The 17542-nt window shown below is 72.1% G+C and carries 14 protein-coding genes; all 14 read left to right on the forward strand.

Going from position 1 to position 17542, the window contains the following annotated elements:
- Positions 1–238 precede the first annotated feature (238 nt).
- The 14 genes from ACIBM5_RS01365 (at position 239) to ACIBM5_RS01430 (ending at position 17390) form a co-directional block, all read left to right on the forward strand.
- Positions 239–1438, forward strand: a complete 1200-nt coding sequence (locus tag ACIBM5_RS01365) for an argininosuccinate synthase (protein WP_396004805.1) — start codon at positions 239–241, stop codon at positions 1436–1438.
- Positions 1435–2853, forward strand: a complete 1419-nt coding sequence (gene argH / locus ACIBM5_RS01370) for an argininosuccinate lyase (protein ID WP_396004806.1) — start codon at positions 1435–1437, stop codon at positions 2851–2853. The genes ACIBM5_RS01365 and argH overlap by 4 nt, the downstream gene beginning before the upstream one ends.
- Positions 2854–3110: 257 nt before the next feature.
- On the forward strand, positions 3111–4349 hold the full coding sequence (locus ACIBM5_RS01375; protein WP_391582009.1) for an alpha/beta hydrolase family protein: 1239 nt from the start codon (positions 3111–3113) through the stop codon (positions 4347–4349).
- On the forward strand, positions 4346–6130 hold the full coding sequence (locus tag ACIBM5_RS01380; protein ID WP_396004808.1) for a wax ester/triacylglycerol synthase family O-acyltransferase: 1785 nt from the start codon (positions 4346–4348) through the stop codon (positions 6128–6130). The genes ACIBM5_RS01375 and ACIBM5_RS01380 overlap by 4 nt, the downstream gene beginning before the upstream one ends.
- Positions 6127–6957, forward strand: coding sequence for an SDR family NAD(P)-dependent oxidoreductase (locus ACIBM5_RS01385; RefSeq protein ID WP_396004809.1), 831 nt, complete (start codon positions 6127–6129; stop codon positions 6955–6957). The genes ACIBM5_RS01380 and ACIBM5_RS01385 overlap by 4 nt, the downstream gene beginning before the upstream one ends.
- A 250-nt stretch (positions 6958–7207) precedes the next feature.
- Complete coding sequence (locus tag ACIBM5_RS01390; RefSeq protein ID WP_391582012.1) at positions 7208–7684, forward strand: GNAT family N-acetyltransferase; 477 nt, start codon at positions 7208–7210, stop codon at positions 7682–7684.
- 382 nt (positions 7685–8066) lie between these two features.
- Positions 8067–9128, forward strand: coding sequence for a methionine ABC transporter ATP-binding protein (locus tag ACIBM5_RS01395; RefSeq protein ID WP_396004810.1), 1062 nt, complete (start codon positions 8067–8069; stop codon positions 9126–9128).
- Positions 9129–9130: 2 nt separating this feature from the next.
- Positions 9131–9787: a methionine ABC transporter permease gene (locus ACIBM5_RS01400; RefSeq protein ID WP_396004811.1), complete on the forward strand. Its 657-nt coding sequence runs from the start codon at positions 9131–9133 to the stop codon at positions 9785–9787.
- Positions 9788–9864: 77 nt separating this feature from the next.
- Entirely contained in the window at positions 9865–10686 is an 822-nt protein-coding gene (locus ACIBM5_RS01405) for a MetQ/NlpA family ABC transporter substrate-binding protein (RefSeq protein WP_396004812.1), read from the forward strand.
- Between the two features lie 409 nt (positions 10687–11095).
- Positions 11096–13168 carry a putative cobaltochelatase gene (locus tag ACIBM5_RS01410; protein WP_396004813.1) on the forward strand — a complete coding sequence of 691 codons (2073 nt, stop codon included), beginning with the start codon at positions 11096–11098 and terminating at the stop codon, positions 13166–13168.
- A 189-nt stretch (positions 13169–13357) separates the two neighbouring features.
- The gene (gene cobO / locus ACIBM5_RS01415; RefSeq protein ID WP_396004814.1) at positions 13358–13972 is read left to right on the forward strand and encodes a cob(I)yrinic acid a,c-diamide adenosyltransferase; all 615 of its coding nucleotides are present in this window, start codon (positions 13358–13360) and stop codon (positions 13970–13972) included.
- Entirely contained in the window at positions 13969–15447 is a 1479-nt protein-coding gene (locus ACIBM5_RS01420; protein WP_396004815.1) for a cobyrinate a,c-diamide synthase, read from the forward strand. Before cobO ends, ACIBM5_RS01420 begins: the two co-directional genes overlap by 4 nt.
- A 120-nt stretch (positions 15448–15567) precedes the next feature.
- Positions 15568–16782: a precorrin-6y C5,15-methyltransferase (decarboxylating) subunit CbiE gene (gene cbiE / locus ACIBM5_RS01425; RefSeq protein WP_396004816.1), complete on the forward strand. Its 1215-nt coding sequence runs from the start codon at positions 15568–15570 to the stop codon at positions 16780–16782.
- Positions 16779–17390 (forward strand): cobalamin biosynthesis protein, encoded by a 612-nt coding sequence (locus ACIBM5_RS01430; protein WP_396004817.1) that lies wholly within the window; start codon positions 16779–16781, stop codon positions 17388–17390. Before cbiE ends, ACIBM5_RS01430 begins: the two co-directional genes overlap by 4 nt.
- Positions 17391–17542 lie beyond the last annotated feature (152 nt).

A 17542-nucleotide genomic window follows, 5' to 3' on the forward strand; every position in this document is an offset into this window, starting at 1 on the left:
CGCCCGGCACCGCACCTCGCCGCACCGGAGAAACAGCCGAATAGAACCACTATGCGGCTGCTTCTCCGGCACGCCGAGCCACGGCACCGGACGACGCGACCTCATCCACCAAGATCCACCGGACCCGGCCTAGGCGACACGGGTCCGGCCACCCACACTTCCGCACCCCGCTAGAGCGCTCGGCTCCGGCGAAACACCGCACCAGATCCGCCCGATCACTCTTCGAAGGAGCACGCTCGTGACCGAGCGCGTCGTACTCGCCTACTCCGGAGGTCTCGACACCTCCGTCTGTATTCAGTGGATCGCCGAGGAAACCGGCGCCGAGGTCATCGCGGTGGCCGTCGACGTCGGCCAGAACGGCGAGGACCTGGACATCATCCGCAAGCGGGCGCTGGCCTGCGGCGCGGTCGAGGCCGAGGTCGCGGACGCCCGCGAGGAGTTCGCCGACGGCTACTGCCTCCCGGCGATCCGGGCCAACGCGCTCTACATGGACCGCTACCCGCTGGTCTCCTCGCTCTCGCGCCCGGTGATCGTCAAGCACCTGGTCGCCGCCGCGAAGAAGCACGGCGCCGACACGGTCGCGCACGGCTGCACCGGCAAGGGCAACGACCAGGTCCGGTTCGAGGTCGGCATCTCCTCGCTGGCCCCCGAGCTCAAGTGCATCGCCCCGGTCCGCGACTACGCGATGACCCGGGACAAGGCGATCGCGTTCGCCGAGGCGAAGAACCTGCCGATCGCCACCACCAAGAAGTCGCCGTACTCGATCGACCAGAACGTCTTCGGGCGGGCCGTGGAGACCGGGTTCCTGGAGGACATCTGGAACGCGCCGATCGAGGACGTGTACGAGTACACCCAGAATCCGGCCACGCCGCGGGACGCGGACGAGGTCGTGATCACCTTCGAGCGCGGTGTGCCGGTCGCCATCGACGGCCGCGCGGTGAGCGTGCTCCAGGCGATCGAGGAGCTGAACCGGCGGGCCGGCACCCAGGGCATCGGCCGGATCGACATGGTCGAGGACCGGCTCGTGGGCATCAAGAGCCGCGAGGTGTACGAGGCCCCGGGCGCGATCGCGTTGATCACCGCGCACCAGGAGCTGGAGAACGTCACCGTCGAGCGCGAACTGGCCCGCTACAAGCGCACGGTCGAGCAGCGCTGGGCCGAACTGGTCTACGACGGCCTGTGGTTCTCCCCGCTCAAGCGGGCCCTGGACGGCTTCATCGCCGAGGCCAACGAGCACGTGTCCGGCGACATCCGGATGACCCTGCACGGCGGTCGGGCCGTGGTCACCGGTCGGCGCAGCGACGAGTCGCTCTACGACTTCAACCTGGCCACCTACGACACGGGCGACACGTTCGACCAGTCGCAGGCCAAGGGCTTCATCGAGCTGTTCGGCCTGTCCAGCAAGATTGCCGCACGGCGGGACAACGATCAGTCGTGACCAACAACCCCGATCGGGTGAGCCTGTGGGGCGGCCGCTTCTCCGGCGGCCCCTCCGAAGCCCTCGCCCTGCTCTCCGCCAGCGTGCACTTCGACTGGCGGCTCGCGCCGTACGACATCGCCGGCTCCCGGGCGCACGCGCGCGTGCTGCACGCGGCCGGGCTGCTCACCGACGACGAGCTGACCCGCATGCTCGCCGGCCTGGACACGCTGCAAGACAACGTCGAGTCCGGTGACCTGGTCGCCACCATCGCGGACGAGGACGTGCACACCGCGCTGGAGCGTGGACTGCTCGAGATCCTCGGCCCCGACCTGGGCGGCAAGCTGCGCGCGGGGCGCTCGCGCAACGACCAGATCGCCACCCTGGGTCGGATGTACCTGCGCGAGCACGCGCGGATCCTGGGCCGGCTGCTGGCCGACCTCCAGGAGGCGCTGGTCGAACAGGCCGCCGCGCACGCGGACGTGGTCATGCCGGGCCGCACCCACCTCCAGCACGCCCAGCCGGTGCTGCTCGCCCACCATCTGCTCGCGCACGTGCAGGCGTTCGCCCGCGACGCCGACCGGCTGCGGGACTGGGACCGGCGCGCGGACGTGTCCGCGTACGGATCCGGTGCGCTCGCGGGTTCCTCGCTCGGGCTCAGCCCCGAGTCGGTGGCCCGCGACCTCGGGTTCTCCGCATCCGCGGCGAACTCGATCGACGGCACCGCCTCGCGCGACTTCGCGGCAGAGTTCGCGTTCGTCACCGCGATGCTCGGGGTGAACCTGTCCCGGCTGGCCGAGGAGATCATCATCTGGAACACGAAGGAGTTCTCCTTCGTGACCCTGGACGACGCCTTCTCCACCGGGTCCTCGATCATGCCGCAGAAGAAGAATCCGGACATCGCCGAGCTGGCGCGCGGCAAGTCCGGCCGGCTGATCGGCAACCTGACCGGGCTGATGGCCACGCTCAAGGCGCTGCCGCTTGCCTACAACCGCGATCTCCAGGAGGACAAGGAGCCGGTCTTCGATTCGTGCGACACGCTCGAAGTGCTGCTCCCGGCGTTCACCGGCATGATCGCCACGCTGACCTTCCACCGGGAGCGGTTGGCGGAGTTGGCCCCGGCCGGGTTCTCGCTCGCCACCGACATCGCCGAGTGGTTGGTGCGCCAGGGCACGCCGTTCAGGGTCGCGCACGACGTGGCGGGCGCGTGTGTGAAGTACTGCGAGCCGCGCGGGCTCGAACTGTGGGACCTGACGGATGATCAACTCGCGGAGATCTCGCCGGAGTTGACTCCACAGGTGCGCTCGGTGCTGACCGTGGCCGGTTCGGTGGCCTCGCGGGACGGGCGCGGCGGCACCGCCCCGGCCCGAGTCGCCGAGCAACTCGCGGAGATTCGACTGGACTTGGCCGCCCAGCGCAAGTGGGCCGGCGGATAACACCACACGGCACCGCGATCGAGCTGAGACGATGGGCCCGCATTCTCCGGGGGGAGGAAGCGGGCCCATCGGCGTGTCCGGGAGCAGTTTGTCGTGCCGGGGACGGTCCGCGTCCGGTTTCGGGCCTGTTGCACGCGTGTGAGCGGAAGTCGAGGTTCCAGTCCCAAATGTGAAATCGCCGTTACCAAACGCGATTAACTGTGTTCGCTCCGTGCGTTGCGTACTAGGGTCGGCCCTGATCGAGGGGAGGGATCAGCATGCTCGATCGCCTGCGCCGCATACGTTCCGAGGGTGAGAAGTCCGCTTCCATGCTCTCGGACCTGCCGATTGCCGGGCTGCTGCGCAGCGTGCCCCAGTCCGTGGGCTTCGGTGTGCGCTCCTACGTGCGCTCGCTGCGCGCCGAACGCCGTCGCCATCCGGAGATGCCGACCGTCTTTCCCACGCCGGGGCTGGTCTACGCGGCCTTCCTCGACGAGGTCGTGGTCGCGCTTTTGGCGAGCGGTCGGCTCTCGCCCGATCCGGAGGACGCCCTGCGCATCCGGGAGGAGATCTCCGACGCGGTGCACAAGTTCCGCGCCGAGACCTATCTGGACGACCCGACCCTGTTCCACCCCGAGCCGCCGGCGCTGATCGATCCGGTGATGCGGGGCAGGCTCTACGGCACGATCGGGTACGAACAGCTGGCGTTCGTCAGCGAGTACGTGCCCTGGGCGGGCGTTCCGGGCGCCACCCGGTGGCAGGCGGCGGGCGCGAACCAGCGGGTGTGGGCGTACGTGCTGCGCCACCCCGGCAAGCCGCGGCCGTGGCTGGTGAACCTGCACGGCTTCGGCATGGGGCGCCCCGGCGACCTGGCGGCGTTCCACTCCCAACGGCTGCACCGCGAACTGGGCATCAACGTGATCCACCCGGTGCTGCCGATGCACGGGCCGCGCAAGTCCGCGCGCGCCCAGGACACGCCGTTCATCTCGTTCGACTACCTCGGCAACGTGCACGGACTGGGACAGGCCGTGTGGGACGTGCGCCGCTGCCTGGACTGGGTCCGCCGGCAGGGGGACACCCCGATCGCGGTGCACGGGCTCTCGTTGGGGGCTTACGTCGCCGCCCTGGTCGCGAGTCTGGAGGACCTCGACTGCGTGATCGTCGGTGTTCCCTCGGTCGACATGGCGTGGGTGATGTCGCACCACGCGCCCGACGACATCAAGCGCGAGGTGCGCGCGGCGGGCCTGCTCGGCGAGGAGGCCGAGACGGTCCACCGGGTGGTCTCGCCGCTGGCGATGACGCCGCGGGTGCCGTTGGACCGCCGCTTCGTCTATGCCGGCCTGGCCGACCGCATGGCCACCCCGCAGCAGGCGTATCGGCTCTGGAAGCACTGGGAGGAACCATCCGTCTGCTGGTACCGCGGCTCGCACATCGGAGCCGTGTGGAACCGACAGGCGCGCCGCTTCATCGAGGATGCCCTGACCTCGTCGGGCATCGGGAGGAGGAACACCTGGTGAAGCTCTCCGGTCTGGATTCGGCTTTTCTGGCCCTGGAGTCGCAGGAGTGGCCGGCGCACGTGGTCTGCCTGACCATCGTCGACGCCTCCGACACCGGGGGCCGGGTCGACCGCGCGGCCTTCGAGCGCAGGTTGGCCGCGCGTCTGCCCCGGCTGCCGCTGCTCGGTCGCAAACTGGTGCAGGGCCCGTGGGGGCTGGCCCGGCCGCACTGGGTCGAGGACCCCGACTTCGAGCTTGCGAACCACCTGCACCGGGCCACCCTGGAGGCCCCGGGCGGACGGCGTGAACTCACCGCCATGGCCGAGGAGATCTACCGCCACCGGCTTCCGCGGGATCGGCCGCTGTGGGAGTGGTGGATCGTCGAGGGCCTGGAGCACGGGCGCGTCGCGCACATGTGGAAGGTGCATCACGCGTGCATCGACGGCCGCTCCGGCGCGGCCATGCAGGAGATCTTCTTCGACGCCGACCCCGACGCGTCGCTCGCGTGCGAGGCGGTCCCGGTGGTGGCGCCGGTCGAGGGGATCGAACCGCCGCAGGGTTGGCAGGCGGTGCGCGAGGGCGCGCTCTCGCTGGCCGGTACCCCGGTCCGGGTGGGTCGGCAACTCGGCCGGCTGGGGCAGGGCGTCGTGCAGGCCGCGCTGACCGGACGACTGGGGCGGGCGCTGCCGCTGAACGTGCCCAGGACCCGGTACAACGAGCCGATCGGCAAACGGCGTTCGTACGGGTTCTGCACCGTCTCGCTGTCCGACGTCAAGCTGGTCAAGAACGCGTTCGGGGTCAAGGTCAACGATGTCGTGCTTGCGATCGTGGCCGGTGCGCTGCGCGAACAGCTGGATGGGCTGGGCGAGTTGCCCGACCGGCAGTTGATCGCCACGGTGCCCGTGGATGCCACGCGCGGCGGTGAGCGCGCGGGCGGCAACATGATCACCGGCATGCTCGTGGGGTTGGCCACCGACGTCGCGGAGCCCGCCGAGCGCCTGTTGTGCATCCACGAGAACTCCAACGCCGCCAAGGCCGTACAGAGCGCAATGGGCGGCGAGTTGCTCACCGGCCTGGCCGAGACGCCGCCGCCGGCCCTGCTCGGCCTGCTGGGCGGGCTGTACCGGGACGCGCAACTCGCCTCCGTGCTGCCCGCGTTGTGCAACGCCACCATCTCGAACGTGCCCGGTCCGCGCACGCCCCTGTATGCCCACGGGCAGAAGGTGGAGGCATTCCATTCGATGGGGATCATCGCCGACGGCTTCGGATTGTTCATCGGTGGCATGAGCTACCACGACCAGATCGACATCGGCGTGCTCGCGGACAAGGAGGCGCTGCCGGACCCGTTCGCGCTGGCCGACAGCATCGTCGAGCAGCTCAACCTGCTGCTGAAGGCGGCCGACGAGCTCGCGCCGGAGCAGAGCGGGCACGATCTCCCCGCCGATCGGGCGGGCGTTCCGGTCGGCGAGGCCGAGGCCGAGGCGGTTGCCGACGCCGACGCCGACGCCGACGGGGCGCACGCGCCCGCGGCGCGGGACGGGGCCCGGTTCGAGGCCGAGGTCGAGCCCGAGTCCGTGTCGGGGGCCGGGGCCGCTGCCGTGTCGGCGCCCACGATCAAGGTGCCCGCTCCCCGGCGCAGTCGGGCGGCCGGCACGTCCGGCGCGGGTGGGGGCTCGGGCTCGGGCGAGCGGTCCGGCAAGGGCGCGACGATGAGCGCCGCGGCCAAGCCGGCCGGGAGCGCCGCGGCGCGCCGCGGACGGCCGAAATCCCGTGCCGCGGGCGTCGAGGCGGGTCGCGCGTGAGCAGAACGGCACTGGTCACCGGGGCGAACTCCGGCCTGGGGCTGGCCACCGTGCTGGCGTTCGCCGCGGCGGGCGTCCGCACGGTGGGCACGGTGCGCTCGGCGGCGAAGGCGGAGGCGGTCGCCGCGGCGGCGGCCGACGCCGGTGTCGAGGTGCGCACCGTGATTCTGGACATCACCGACGCGGCCGGCGGCAAGGACGTGATCGAGGACGTGCGCCCCGACATCCTGGTCAACAACGCCGGCGGCACGTCCTTCGCGCCGGTGCTGGACGTGTCCGAGGAGGACGCCCGGCACCAGATGGAGACCGCGCTGTTCGGCCCGATGCGGCTGGCCCGCCTGGCCATCCCGCACATGCGCGGGCGCGGGTGGGGTCGAGTGATCCAGATCTCCTCCCTCGCCGGGCAGATCAACTACCCGCTGCTGGGCTGGTACCAGGCCGGGAAGCACGCGATGGAGGCCGTCTCCGACGCGCTGCGCGTGGAGGTGGCCGGCGCCGGGGTCGACGTCGTGGTCGTCTCGCCCGGCGGGTTCCGCAGCGGCGTCACCGACGAGATGGCCGAGGCCGTCGAGCGGCATCGCGGCGGGGCCTTCGCGACCGCGTTCCAACGGATGGACCTGGGCTTTTCGATCATGAAGCCGCTGTGGAGCGACCCGGAGACGGTGGCCGCCACGATCGTCGAGGCGGCCACCGTCAAGTCGCCCAGATCGCGGTACGTGGTGGGCGCCGACGCGCACCTGACCCTGCTGGTGCATCGGGTCACCGAGCCGTTCTCGACGGTGCGGGCGATCAAGGAGGGGGTCGTGCGCCGGGTCACCGGCCTGTAGTGGGCCGACCGGCCGACGCGGAAATCACTCGATCGGGGGCACTTGGCCCAAGCGGTTGCCTGAACAGCGGATTGCGCGTAGGTGAGGACCGGGTAGAAGTCCCGGAAAAGCCGTGTGGAACAGTGACGAATGCAGTGTTCAAGCTCGTGTTCGAGAAGGGGACAACCCTCCCCCTTCGCGAAGGCACTGTGGCATGACGCTGCGGCACACACATCCGCACGGTGATCAGGGCGATCAGGGGAGCAATCCGATGGGGCAGAACGTAGGCATCGGCACGGCGGACGTATCCGACGCCGAGCAGATCCTCAAGCTTCAGTACCTCTGTTACCAGGGCGAGGCGGCCCTGTACAACGACTACGGCATCGAGCCGCTGACGCAGAGCCTGGAGAGTCTGCGCGCCGAGTTCGACACGCACACCGTCCTGGTGGCGCGGCTGGGCGACGAGGTCGTCGGTTCGGTGCGCGGCACCATCGAGGACGGCGTGGCCCGGATCGGCAAACTGGTCGTGCACCCCCGGCTGCAGCGGCACATGCTCGGCACCCGACTGCTGCGCGCGATCGAGGAGAAGCTCGCGGACGCGGCCGAGTACGAGTTGTTCACCGGTCACCGCAGCGAGAACAACCTGCGGCTGTACGAGCGGCTCGGGTACGTCTCCGGCCGGATCGAGAAGGTCAGCCCTCGGCTGAGCCTGGTCTACCTGCGCAAGACGGCCGTCCTCGCGGCCTGATCGACCCCGCGCCCGACGAAGCGGCGCCCGAAGCCCCGGCGACCATGGAATCCATGGCCGCCGGGGCTTCGTCGGATCCGGTCGCAGGCGTCCCGGCGCAATGACATTTCCATTGCGGGATGGGTGTCTGCTTTAATCGGATCATGTTCACGACGGCTCACACATCCGGCACCGCGGCTACCGCCACGGGTTGTCGTCGCATGTGCCGTTCGTGTCAGACCTGTCGAATGTGTGGTTGTTGAGGATTTGAGGGCCTGATCCCTCTCCCGGGCCGAGCGCTTCGCGCCCCCGGTGTCATCCCCGCCACGCCCCCTGTGTGACGAAATCGCGCGGCCCCTCGCCGGGCCCGATTCGGCACGCGCATCCAACCGAGGACATCACGGTGATCCGTACCACTGCCCTGAGCAAGGTCTATCGCAGCCGAGAACGGCAGGTGACCGCGCTCGACAACGTCGACCTGCACGTGCGCGAAGGCGAGATCTTCGGCGTGCTCGGCCGCAGCGGCGCCGGCAAGAGCACGTTGATCCGCTGCCTGAACCTGCTGGAGCGCCCCACGTCGGGCACCGTCGAGGTGGGCGGGCACGAGTTGACCGCGCTGTCCGCGAGCGCGCTGCGTGCCGAGCGACGCCGCATCGGGATGATCTTCCAGCACTTCAACCTGCTCTCCAGTCGCACCGTCGCCGGGAACGTCGCGGTGCCGCTGGAGATCGCCGGCATCCCGCGCCGGGACCGGGCCCGCCGGGTCGCCGAACTGCTCGAACTGGTCGGGCTGAGCGAACACGCCAAGGCGTACCCCGCGCAACTGTCCGGCGGGCAGAAGCAGCGGGTGGGCATCGCCCGTGCGCTGGCCGCCGAGCCGCGCGTGCTGCTGTCCGACGAGGCCACCTCGGCGCTCGACCCGGAGACCACCCGCTCGATCCTGGCGCTGCTGCGCGACCTGCGCGACCGGCTCGGCCTGACCATCCTGCTGATCACCCACGAGATGGACGTGGTCAAGAACATCTGCGACTCGGCGGCCCTGATGGAGGGCGGCCGGATCGTCGAGTCCGGGACGGTGGGCGAACTGCTGGGCCGCTCCGACTCGCGGCTGGCCCGGGAGATGTTCCCGCTGGGCACGCCGGGCCTGCTGGAGGGCCGCACCGTGGTCGACATCACCTTCCGCGGCGAGGAGACGGCGCAGCCGTTCATCTCCACGCTCGCACGCACCTACAACGTGGACGTCAACGTGCTGGGCGCGGCGGTGGAGAGCGTCGGCGGTCGGCAGATCGGCCGGATGCGGATCTCGCTGGACGGCACGTTCGAGCACAACGTGGTGCCCATCGGCTACCTGCGCGAGCAGGGCCTTCAGGTCGACGTGGTCGACGAGGGCCCGGCGTCCCCCACCGAGTCGGACGCCGACGTCGCCGCCGCCGACGGCGTGGCGCTCGCGGGCAAGGAGATCTGACGATGACCTGGTCCGAAATGCGGCCACTGCTGGAGACCGCGACCCAGGAGACGTTGTACATGGTCGGCGTCTCGACGCTGATCACCGTACTGATCGGGTTGCCGATCGGGCTGTTGCTCGTGCTCACCGACCGGGGCGGCCCGCTCGCGTTCGCACCGGCGAACAAGCTGCTCGGCCTGGTGGTCAACGTGGGCCGCTCGGTCCCGTTCCTGATCCTGCTGGTCGCGCTGATCCCGTTCACCCGCTGGGTGGTGGGGACCACGATCGGCACCGACGCGGCGATCGTGCCGCTCACCGTGGGCGCCATCCCGTTCTTCGCGCGCCTGGTGGAGACCGCCGTGCGCGAGGTGGACCGGGGACTGGTCGAGGCCGCGCAGTCGATGGGCGCGAGCACGACCACCATCGTGCGCAAGGTGCTCGTGCGCGAGGCGGTGCCCTCGATCATCTCCGCGATCACGGTGACCATCGTGGCGATCGTCGGCTACTCCGCGATGGCGGGCGTGGTCGGCGGCGGCGGGCTGGGCGACCTGGCCATCCGCTACGGCTACCAACGCTTCGAGACGAACCTGATGCTCGTCACCATCGCGGTGCTCGTCGTGCTGGTTCAACTCGTGCAATTCGTCGGCGATCTGCTCTCCCGCAGGCTCGCCCACCGCTAGGGACTCTTGCGCCCGGCCCCCGTACGACGCGAGGCATCCCGCCCGCGTACACCGCACCACCAGGAAAGGCACTCTTCGTGCGTATCAACAAGTTCGTCGCCCTCACCGCCGTCGCCGCCCTCGGACTCGGTCTCGCCGCCTGCGGCAGCGACGACGACAAGGGCTCGTCCGCGTCCGACCCGCTCAAGGTCGCCGCCTCCGCCGTCCCGCACGCGCAGATCCTGAAGTACATCAAGGACAACCTCGCGGCGAAGGAGGGCCTGAAGCTGGACGTCAAGGAATTCGCCGACTACACCCAGCAGAACCCGGCCCTGGACGAAGGCAACGTCGACGCCAACTTCTTCCAGCACAAGCCGTATCTGGACGAGTTCAACAAGGAGAAGAAGGCCAGCCTGGTCCCGGTCGTGCCGGTGCACCTGGAGCCGCTGGCGCTCTACTCCAAGAAGGTCAAGTCGCTCGCCGACCTGAAGGACGGCGCGACCGTCGCGTTCCCCAACGACGCCACCAACGGCGGTCGCGCGCTCAAGCTGCTCGCCGACAACGGAGTGATCAAGCTCAAGGACGGCGCGGGCACCACGGCGACCGAGAAGGACGTCGTGGACAACCCGAAGAAGCTCAAGTTCAAGGCGATCGAGGCGGCCCAGCTGCCCCGTGCGCTGGACGACGTGGACGGCGCGGTGATCAACGGCAACTACGCGCTGGAGGCCAAGCTGACCCCGGGCAAGGACGGCATCGCGGTGGAGAAGGCGGAGAACAACCCGTACGCGAACGTCCTGGTGGTCAAGAAGGGCAAGGAGAACGATCCGCGTGTGCAGAAGCTGGCCAAGCTGCTGAACTCGCCCGAGGTGAAGAAGTACATCGCCGACGAGTACAAGGGCAACGTGCTCGCCGCGTTCTGATCCGCGCGCAGCACACCCCACCCCGGCCCCCGCCACCTCATGTGGCGGGGGCCGTGGCGCGTTTTCGGGCGTATGAGAGGCTGTCGCCGACAGCAGGGAAGGAATCCGGCGTATCGCGCGGAGCACCTTCGGGCCCGGTGTCGAGGTATGCGCGTGCTCCGCGAGGGTTCGGGCACACCTCGACACCGGTACATCCGAGGGAGACGGCGCGGCACGGCAACCCGGAGCGGTCCCGCCACTGTGAACGCGCGCCCTCGGGCGGGCGTGAGCCAGAGACTTGCCGCTGTCCGGGGCCCGGGTCGCGGGTCCTGCAACCGACCAGGGCGTGGACACCCGAGGGAGGCCGACGGCGCATGCCTGCGTGCTTTGTGACAACCGACCGCATATCCAGTGGCGCGGGGCGACGCCGATGAGCGCCGCCTACCCGTTCTCCGCGATCGTCGGCCTGGCCGATCTGCGGCTGGCGCTCGTGCTCAACGCGGTCTCGCCCGCGGTCGGCGGAGTGCTCGTGCGCGGCGAGAAGGGCACCGCCAAGTCGACCATGGTGCGCGCGCTCGCCGGCCAACTGCCCGAGGTCGCGGTGGTGCCCGGTTGCCGCTTCTCGTGCGACCCGGCCGCCCCGGATGCCCGATGCCCGGACGGCCCGCACGACCCGGGGATCGCCGGCACCACCCGCGCCGCGCGCCTGGTCGAACTGCCGGTCGGCGCCAGCGAGGACCGACTGGCCGGCTCGCTGGACATCGAACGCGCGCTGACCGAGGGCGTCAAGGCGTACGAGCCCGGCCTGCTGGCCGCCGCGCACCGGGGCGTGTTGTACGTCGACGAGGTCAACCTGTTGCACGACCACCTGGTGGACCTGCTCCTGGACGCGGCCGCGATGGGCACCTCGCACGTCGAACGCGAGGGGGTGTCCGTGCGGCACGCCGCGCGGTTCCTGCTCGTGGGCACGATGAACCCGGAAGAGGGCGAGCTGCGACCGCAGTTGCTCGACCGGTTCGGGCTGACGGTGGAGGTCGCGGCCAGCCGGGAGCCGCGCGAGCGGGCCGAGGTGGTGCGCCGACGGTTGGCGTACGAGGCCGATCCCGACGCGTTCGCGGCCCGCTGGGCGGGCGAGGACGCCGAGTTGGCCGAGCGCATCCTGCGCGCCCGTCGGGTTTTGCCGGATGTGGTGCTTCCGGACGCCGAGTTGGAGCGGATCGCACGGGTGTGCGCGTCGTTCGAGGTGGACGGGATGCGTGCGGACCTGGTCACGGCGCGCACCTCGATCGCACTGGCCGCCTGGCACGGCCGGACCGAGGTGACGGCGCAGGACGTGCGCGCGGCGGCGCTGCTGGCGCTGCCGCATCGACGGCGGCGCAACCCCTTCGACGCGCCCGGGCTGGACGAGGAACACCTCGACGAGGCACTGCGCGACCCGGACGAGCCGGAACCCGAGCCCGAACCGGAGGGGGACGGGCCGGACGGCGGTGGGTCGCCGCCGGACGCGGACGGGTCGGACGGGTCGGAGGGTTCGGGCCGGTCCGATGGGCCGGACGGGGCCGAGGGGTCGGGGACGGCCGAGGCGCCGGGGCGGACCGAGGCGGCGCCGAGTTCGGCGCCGGGCAGCGAGGACGCGCCCGTGGAGGGCGCGCCCACCGCCTCGGGCGGCGGGCGCGAGCAGGCCGCCGTCGCGGCTGCCGAGCCGTACCGCACCAGGCTGTTCTCGGTGCCCGGGGTGGGTCAGGGCGCGGCCGGGCGGCGCTCGCGCGCGCGGACCGCGAGCGGGCGCACCACCGGCTCGCAGGTCGCGGCCGGCCGGGTGACCCGGCTGCACGTCGCGGCCACGGTGCGGGCGGCGGCGCTGCACCAGAAGGCGCGGGGCCGCACCGGCGCGGGGCTGCTGCTGCGGCGTGCGGATCTGCGCGAGGCGGTCCGCGAGGGCCGCGAGGGCAACCTGGTGCTGTTCGTGGTGGACGCGTCCGGGTCGATGGCGGCGCGCAAGCGCATGCGCGCGGTCAAGGGCGCGGTGCTCTCCCTGCTCCTGGACGCCTACCAGCGGCGGGACAAGGTCGGCCTGGTCACCTTCCGCGGCGCCCACGCCGCGCTGGTGTTGCCGCCGACCTCCTCGGTCGAGATCGGCGCGGCCCGACTGGCCGCGCTGCCCACCGGTGGGCGCACCCCGGTGGGGGCCGGACTGCTGCGCGCACACGAGGCGTTGCGGGTGGAACGGCTGCGTGATCCGCTGCGCCGGCCGCTGCTGGTCGTGGTCACCGACGGGCGGGCCACGGGCGGCGGGGACGCCCTGGGCGAGAGCCGGCGGGCGGCGCGGTTGTTGGCCGCGACGGGGGTCGCCTCGTTGGTGGTGGACTGCGAGAGCGGGCCGGTGCGGCTCGGGTTGGCGGCGCGGCTCGCCGGCGACCTGGGCGGGCCGGTGGTCACACTGGACGAACTGGCGGCGGACGGCCTGGCGGGCCTGGTTCGGGACGTGCGTTCGGTCGCGTGACCCGCGGCCCGGCCGCCCGCCGGATCCGCCACCGGCCGCCGGTGGGCGGTGGCGCGACGCGCCGGCCTCGAACACCCGACGGGTCGGGGTGTTCGGTCCGGTCGGGGACGGGGGCCGGTCGGTGTTGCGCTCGTGCCTTCGTCGACGTTCGTACCCGGTCGACATTCCTCTGGACAAAGGGAGATCACCATGCCGCAGGGCGTTCCCACGCACGTGCCCGCCGACGGGCTGACCACGCGTCAGCGTCGGAATCGGGCCCTGGTCGTCGTGCACACCGGGCCCGGCAAGGGCAAGTCCACCGCCGCGTTCGGGTTGGCGCTGCGCGGCTGGAATCAGGGTTGGCCGATCGGGGTGTTCCAGTTCGTGAAGTCGGCGAAGTGGAAGGTGGGCGAGGAGAGCGTGCTGCGCACCCTCGGCCGCGTGCACACCGAGACCGGCGAGGGTGGCCCGGTCACGTGGCACAAGATGGGCGAGGGCTGGTCCTGGATCCAGCGCGAGGGCACCCAGGAGGACCACGCCGAGGCGGCCCGACAGGGCTGGGAGCAGATCAAGCGCGACCTGGCCGCGCAGACCTACCGGGTGTACGTGCTCGACGAGTTCACCTACCCGATGAAGTGGGGCTGGGTGGACGTGGACGAGGTGGTCGCGGTGCTGCGCGATCGTCCCGGCAGCCAACACGTGGTGATCACCGGCCGCGACGCGGACCCGCGGCTGATCGAGGCGGCCGACCTGGTCACCGAGATGACCAAGATCAAGCACCCGATGGACGCGGGCCAAAAGGGCCAGCGAGGCATCGAGTGGTGAGTGCCCCGGCGCCGCCGCGCGTGGTGATCGCCGCCCCCGCCTCCGGGCACGGCAAGACCACCGTCGCCACGGGGTTGATCGCGGCGTTCACCCGGCGCGGCGACGTGGTGTCGCCGCACAAGGTGGGGCCGGACTACATCGATCCCGGCTACCACGCGCTCGCGGCCGGCCGGCCCGGCCGCAACCTGGACCCGTTCCTGGTCGGCGAGGACCGGATCGCGCCGTTGTTCGCGCACGGCGCGCGCGGTGCCGATTTGGCCGTGGTCGAGGGTGTGATGGGCATGTTCGACGGTGCGGCCGGACGGGGTGGGTACGCCTCCACCGCGCACGTCGCGCGGCTGCTCGCGGCGCCGGTGATCCTGGTCGTGGACGCGCGGGCGCAGAGCCGTTCGGTGGCCGCGCTCGTGCGCGGGTTCGACGCGTTCGATCCGGACGTGGGCGTGGCCGGGGTGATCCTGAACCGGGTCGGCTCGGATCGGCACGAGAGCATGCTGCGCGAGGCGCTGGACGAGATCGGCATGCCGGTCCTGGGTGTGCTGCGCCGGCACGACGCGATCGCCAAACCCGCGCGGCACCTGGGCCTGGTCCCGGTCGCCGAACGGCACGCCGACGCGGTGCGCACGGTGGACGCGCTCGGCGAACTGGTCGCGCGCAGCGTGGACCTGGCTGCCGTGCGGCGGATCGCGGCGGGCGCGGGGCCGCTGCCGGACGCGCCGTGGGACCCGGTGCACGAGGTGGCCGGCCCGATTCCGGGGCGACCCGTCGTCGCGCTGGCGGGTGGTTCGGCGTTCACCTTCGCGTACGCGGAGACCGCCGAACTGCTCGGCGCGGCCGGGGCCGAGGTGGTCACCGTCGACCCGCTGCGGGACGAACGGCTGCCCGCGGGCACGGCGGGGCTCGTGCTGGGCGGCGGCTTTCCCGAAGTGTACGCGGCGGAGTTGTCGGCCAATGCGACGCTGCGGGCGGACGTGGTGGCGCTGGCCGCGCGCGGCGGCCCGATCGCGGCCGAGTGCGCGGGTCTGCTCTACCTGGCCCGGACCCTGGACGGTGCGCCGATGTGCGGGGTGCTGGACGCCGACGCGCGGATGACCGAGCGGCTGACCCTGGGCTATCGGGAGGCGACGGCCGCGCACGACTCGGTGCTCGCCGCGACCGGTCGGGTGGTGCGCGGGCACGAGTTCCATCGCACGACGCTCACGCCGCGGGCCGGGCGCCGGGCGGCGTGGAGCCTGGGCGACTCCGGCCTGGAAGGGCATGTCGCGGGATCGGTGCACGCGTCGTATCTGCACGCGCACTGGGCCGGCGCGCCCGATCTGGCCCGGCGGTTCGCCCGGTCCTGTGCGCTCGCGGCCGATCCGGCGGGCGCGGGAGCGGCGGATGCGGGTGCGGGTGCGACGGTGGGCGCGGGTGCGCGCGACGGCGCGCGGGCGTGGCCGATTACCGACCGCGGCAACGGGAGCACGCTCGGGCGGTGAGCGGCGCAACCTCGAAGGGGGGAGCCGACGTCGTGTCGGATACGGGCTCCTCTTCGTGGGCGCCGCCGCATGACCACGCGCGGGACCTCCCCCGGGGTCCGGCGCGGTGAGGGGATGGCCATGGCTGATCGGGTGACCGTGATCGGGTACGACGGCGCGCCGCTGTCGGCACCGGCGGTGCAGGCGCTGCGGACGGCGACCCTGGTGGCGGGCCCGGAACGGCTGTTGGCCGCCGTCGCGGTGCCCGAGGGTGCCGAGCGGGTGGTGCTGGGCAACGTGCACGTGGCCGCGCAGCGGATCGGCGCGCATCGCGGCATAGCCGTGGTTCTGGCCGTCGGCGATCCCGGGTTCTTCGGGATCGTGCGGCTGTTGCGCCGGGCCGAATACGGCCTGGAGTTGGAGATCGTGCCCGCGGTGTCCTCGGTGGCGTTGGCGTTCGCCCGGGCCTCGATGCCGTGGGACGACGCGCGGGTGGTCAGCGCGCTGGGCCGGGACGTACGGCGTGCGGCGAACGTGTGCCGGGCGTTCGGCAAGGTCGCGGTGCTCACCGGCCCGGGGGCGGGTCCGGCCGAACTCGCCGCGCTGCTGCCGGATGTGCCGCGCACGTTCGTGGTGTGCGAGCACCTGGGCACCGACCGGGAGGAGATCTCGATGGTCTCCGCCGAGCACGCGATCGAGCACGAGTGGTCCGATGTGGACGTGGTGATCGTGATCGGGCCGGCCCCGCGCGCGGGCGCGGCGGCGGGCTGGCTGGCGGGGGAGCGCCCGGGCTTTCCCGGTCCGGTGCGCGGCTGGGCGGTGGCGGAGGACGTGTACGCGCATCGGGCGGGCGCGATCACCCGGGCCGAGGTGCGCGCGCTGGCGGTGGCCCGGCTCGGGCCGCGGCTGGGGGATCTGGTCTGGGACATCGGCGCGGGCAGCGGTTCGGTGGGTATCGAGTGCGCGCGGCACGGCGCGGCGGTGGTCGCGGTCGAGCAGGACGCGTTCGGGTGCGACCTGATCACCGAGAACGCGGGCCGGTTCGGGGTCGAGGTGCAGGTGGTGCACGGCAAGGCGCCGGAGGTGTTGTCCCGATTGCCGTTGCCGGACGTGGTGTTCGTCGGCGGCGGCGGACCCTCGACGGTGGCCGCGTGCGCGGCGCGCCGGCCGGAGCGGATCGTGGCCGCGATGTCCGAGGTGGATCGGGTCGCCGAGGCACGCGCGGTGCTGGAGCGCTCGGGATACACCGTGGAGGGTTGTCTGTTGCAGGCCTCGCGGCTTTCGCCGGTCACCGGTGGTGCCCAACGCCTGGAACCGGCGCATCCGGTGTTCGTGGTGTGGGGGGACCGGGCTTGACCGGGGATCGGGTGTCGGGCGGGCGGGTGATCGCCGCCTCGGCGGCGGGAGTTCTCGCGCCGGGTGCTGCGCCGGCGGCCGGCGTACCGGGGATGCGGGGGCTGGATTCGGCCACGGCCGGCCCGGCGTCGCCCGGGCCGGACCTGGTGGTCGGGGTCGGGGCGGCGCGCGGGGTGGGCGCGGAGGAGGTGCGCGCGAGCGTGTGCGCCGTGCTCGCGCGGGCCGGCCTGCCGCGCTCGGCGGTGCTGGCGCTGGTGACCGTGACCGCCCGGGCGAACGAGCCGGGTCTGGTCGCGGGAGCGGCGCTGCTGGGACTGCCGCTGTTCGCGCGCGCGGCGCAGGAACTCGCCGCGGTGCCGGTGCCGTATCCCAGCGAGCGGGTCAGGGCGGCGGTCGGCACGCCGGGCGTGGCCGAGGCCGCCGCGCGGCTGGGGCCGGTACCGGGCCCGTGGTTGGGCGAGTTGCTGGTGGCCAAGACGCGCGGCGTGGGCGCGCGCCCACGCTGTACGGTCGCGGTGGCCCGCCATCGGCCGGCGGGCGGGGGATCGGCCGGCCCGGGACCGGCGGGTGCGGCGGCGAACACGGGGGCGGAACGGGAAAAGCCGTGATCGGTACGGAAATGGGCGGACTCGGCGATGAGGCAGTCGATTTCGCACGGCAAACCGGTCGGGAAGTGCCTGCTCGCGGTCAACGCCGGGACCCCGGCCGTCGGACCGGGCACCATCACCACCATCATGGACACGAACGACACGGGCGGACA

This window comes from Embleya sp. NPDC050493, from assembly GCF_044458105.1.
Lineage (GTDB): Bacteria > Actinomycetota > Actinomycetes > Streptomycetales > Streptomycetaceae > Embleya.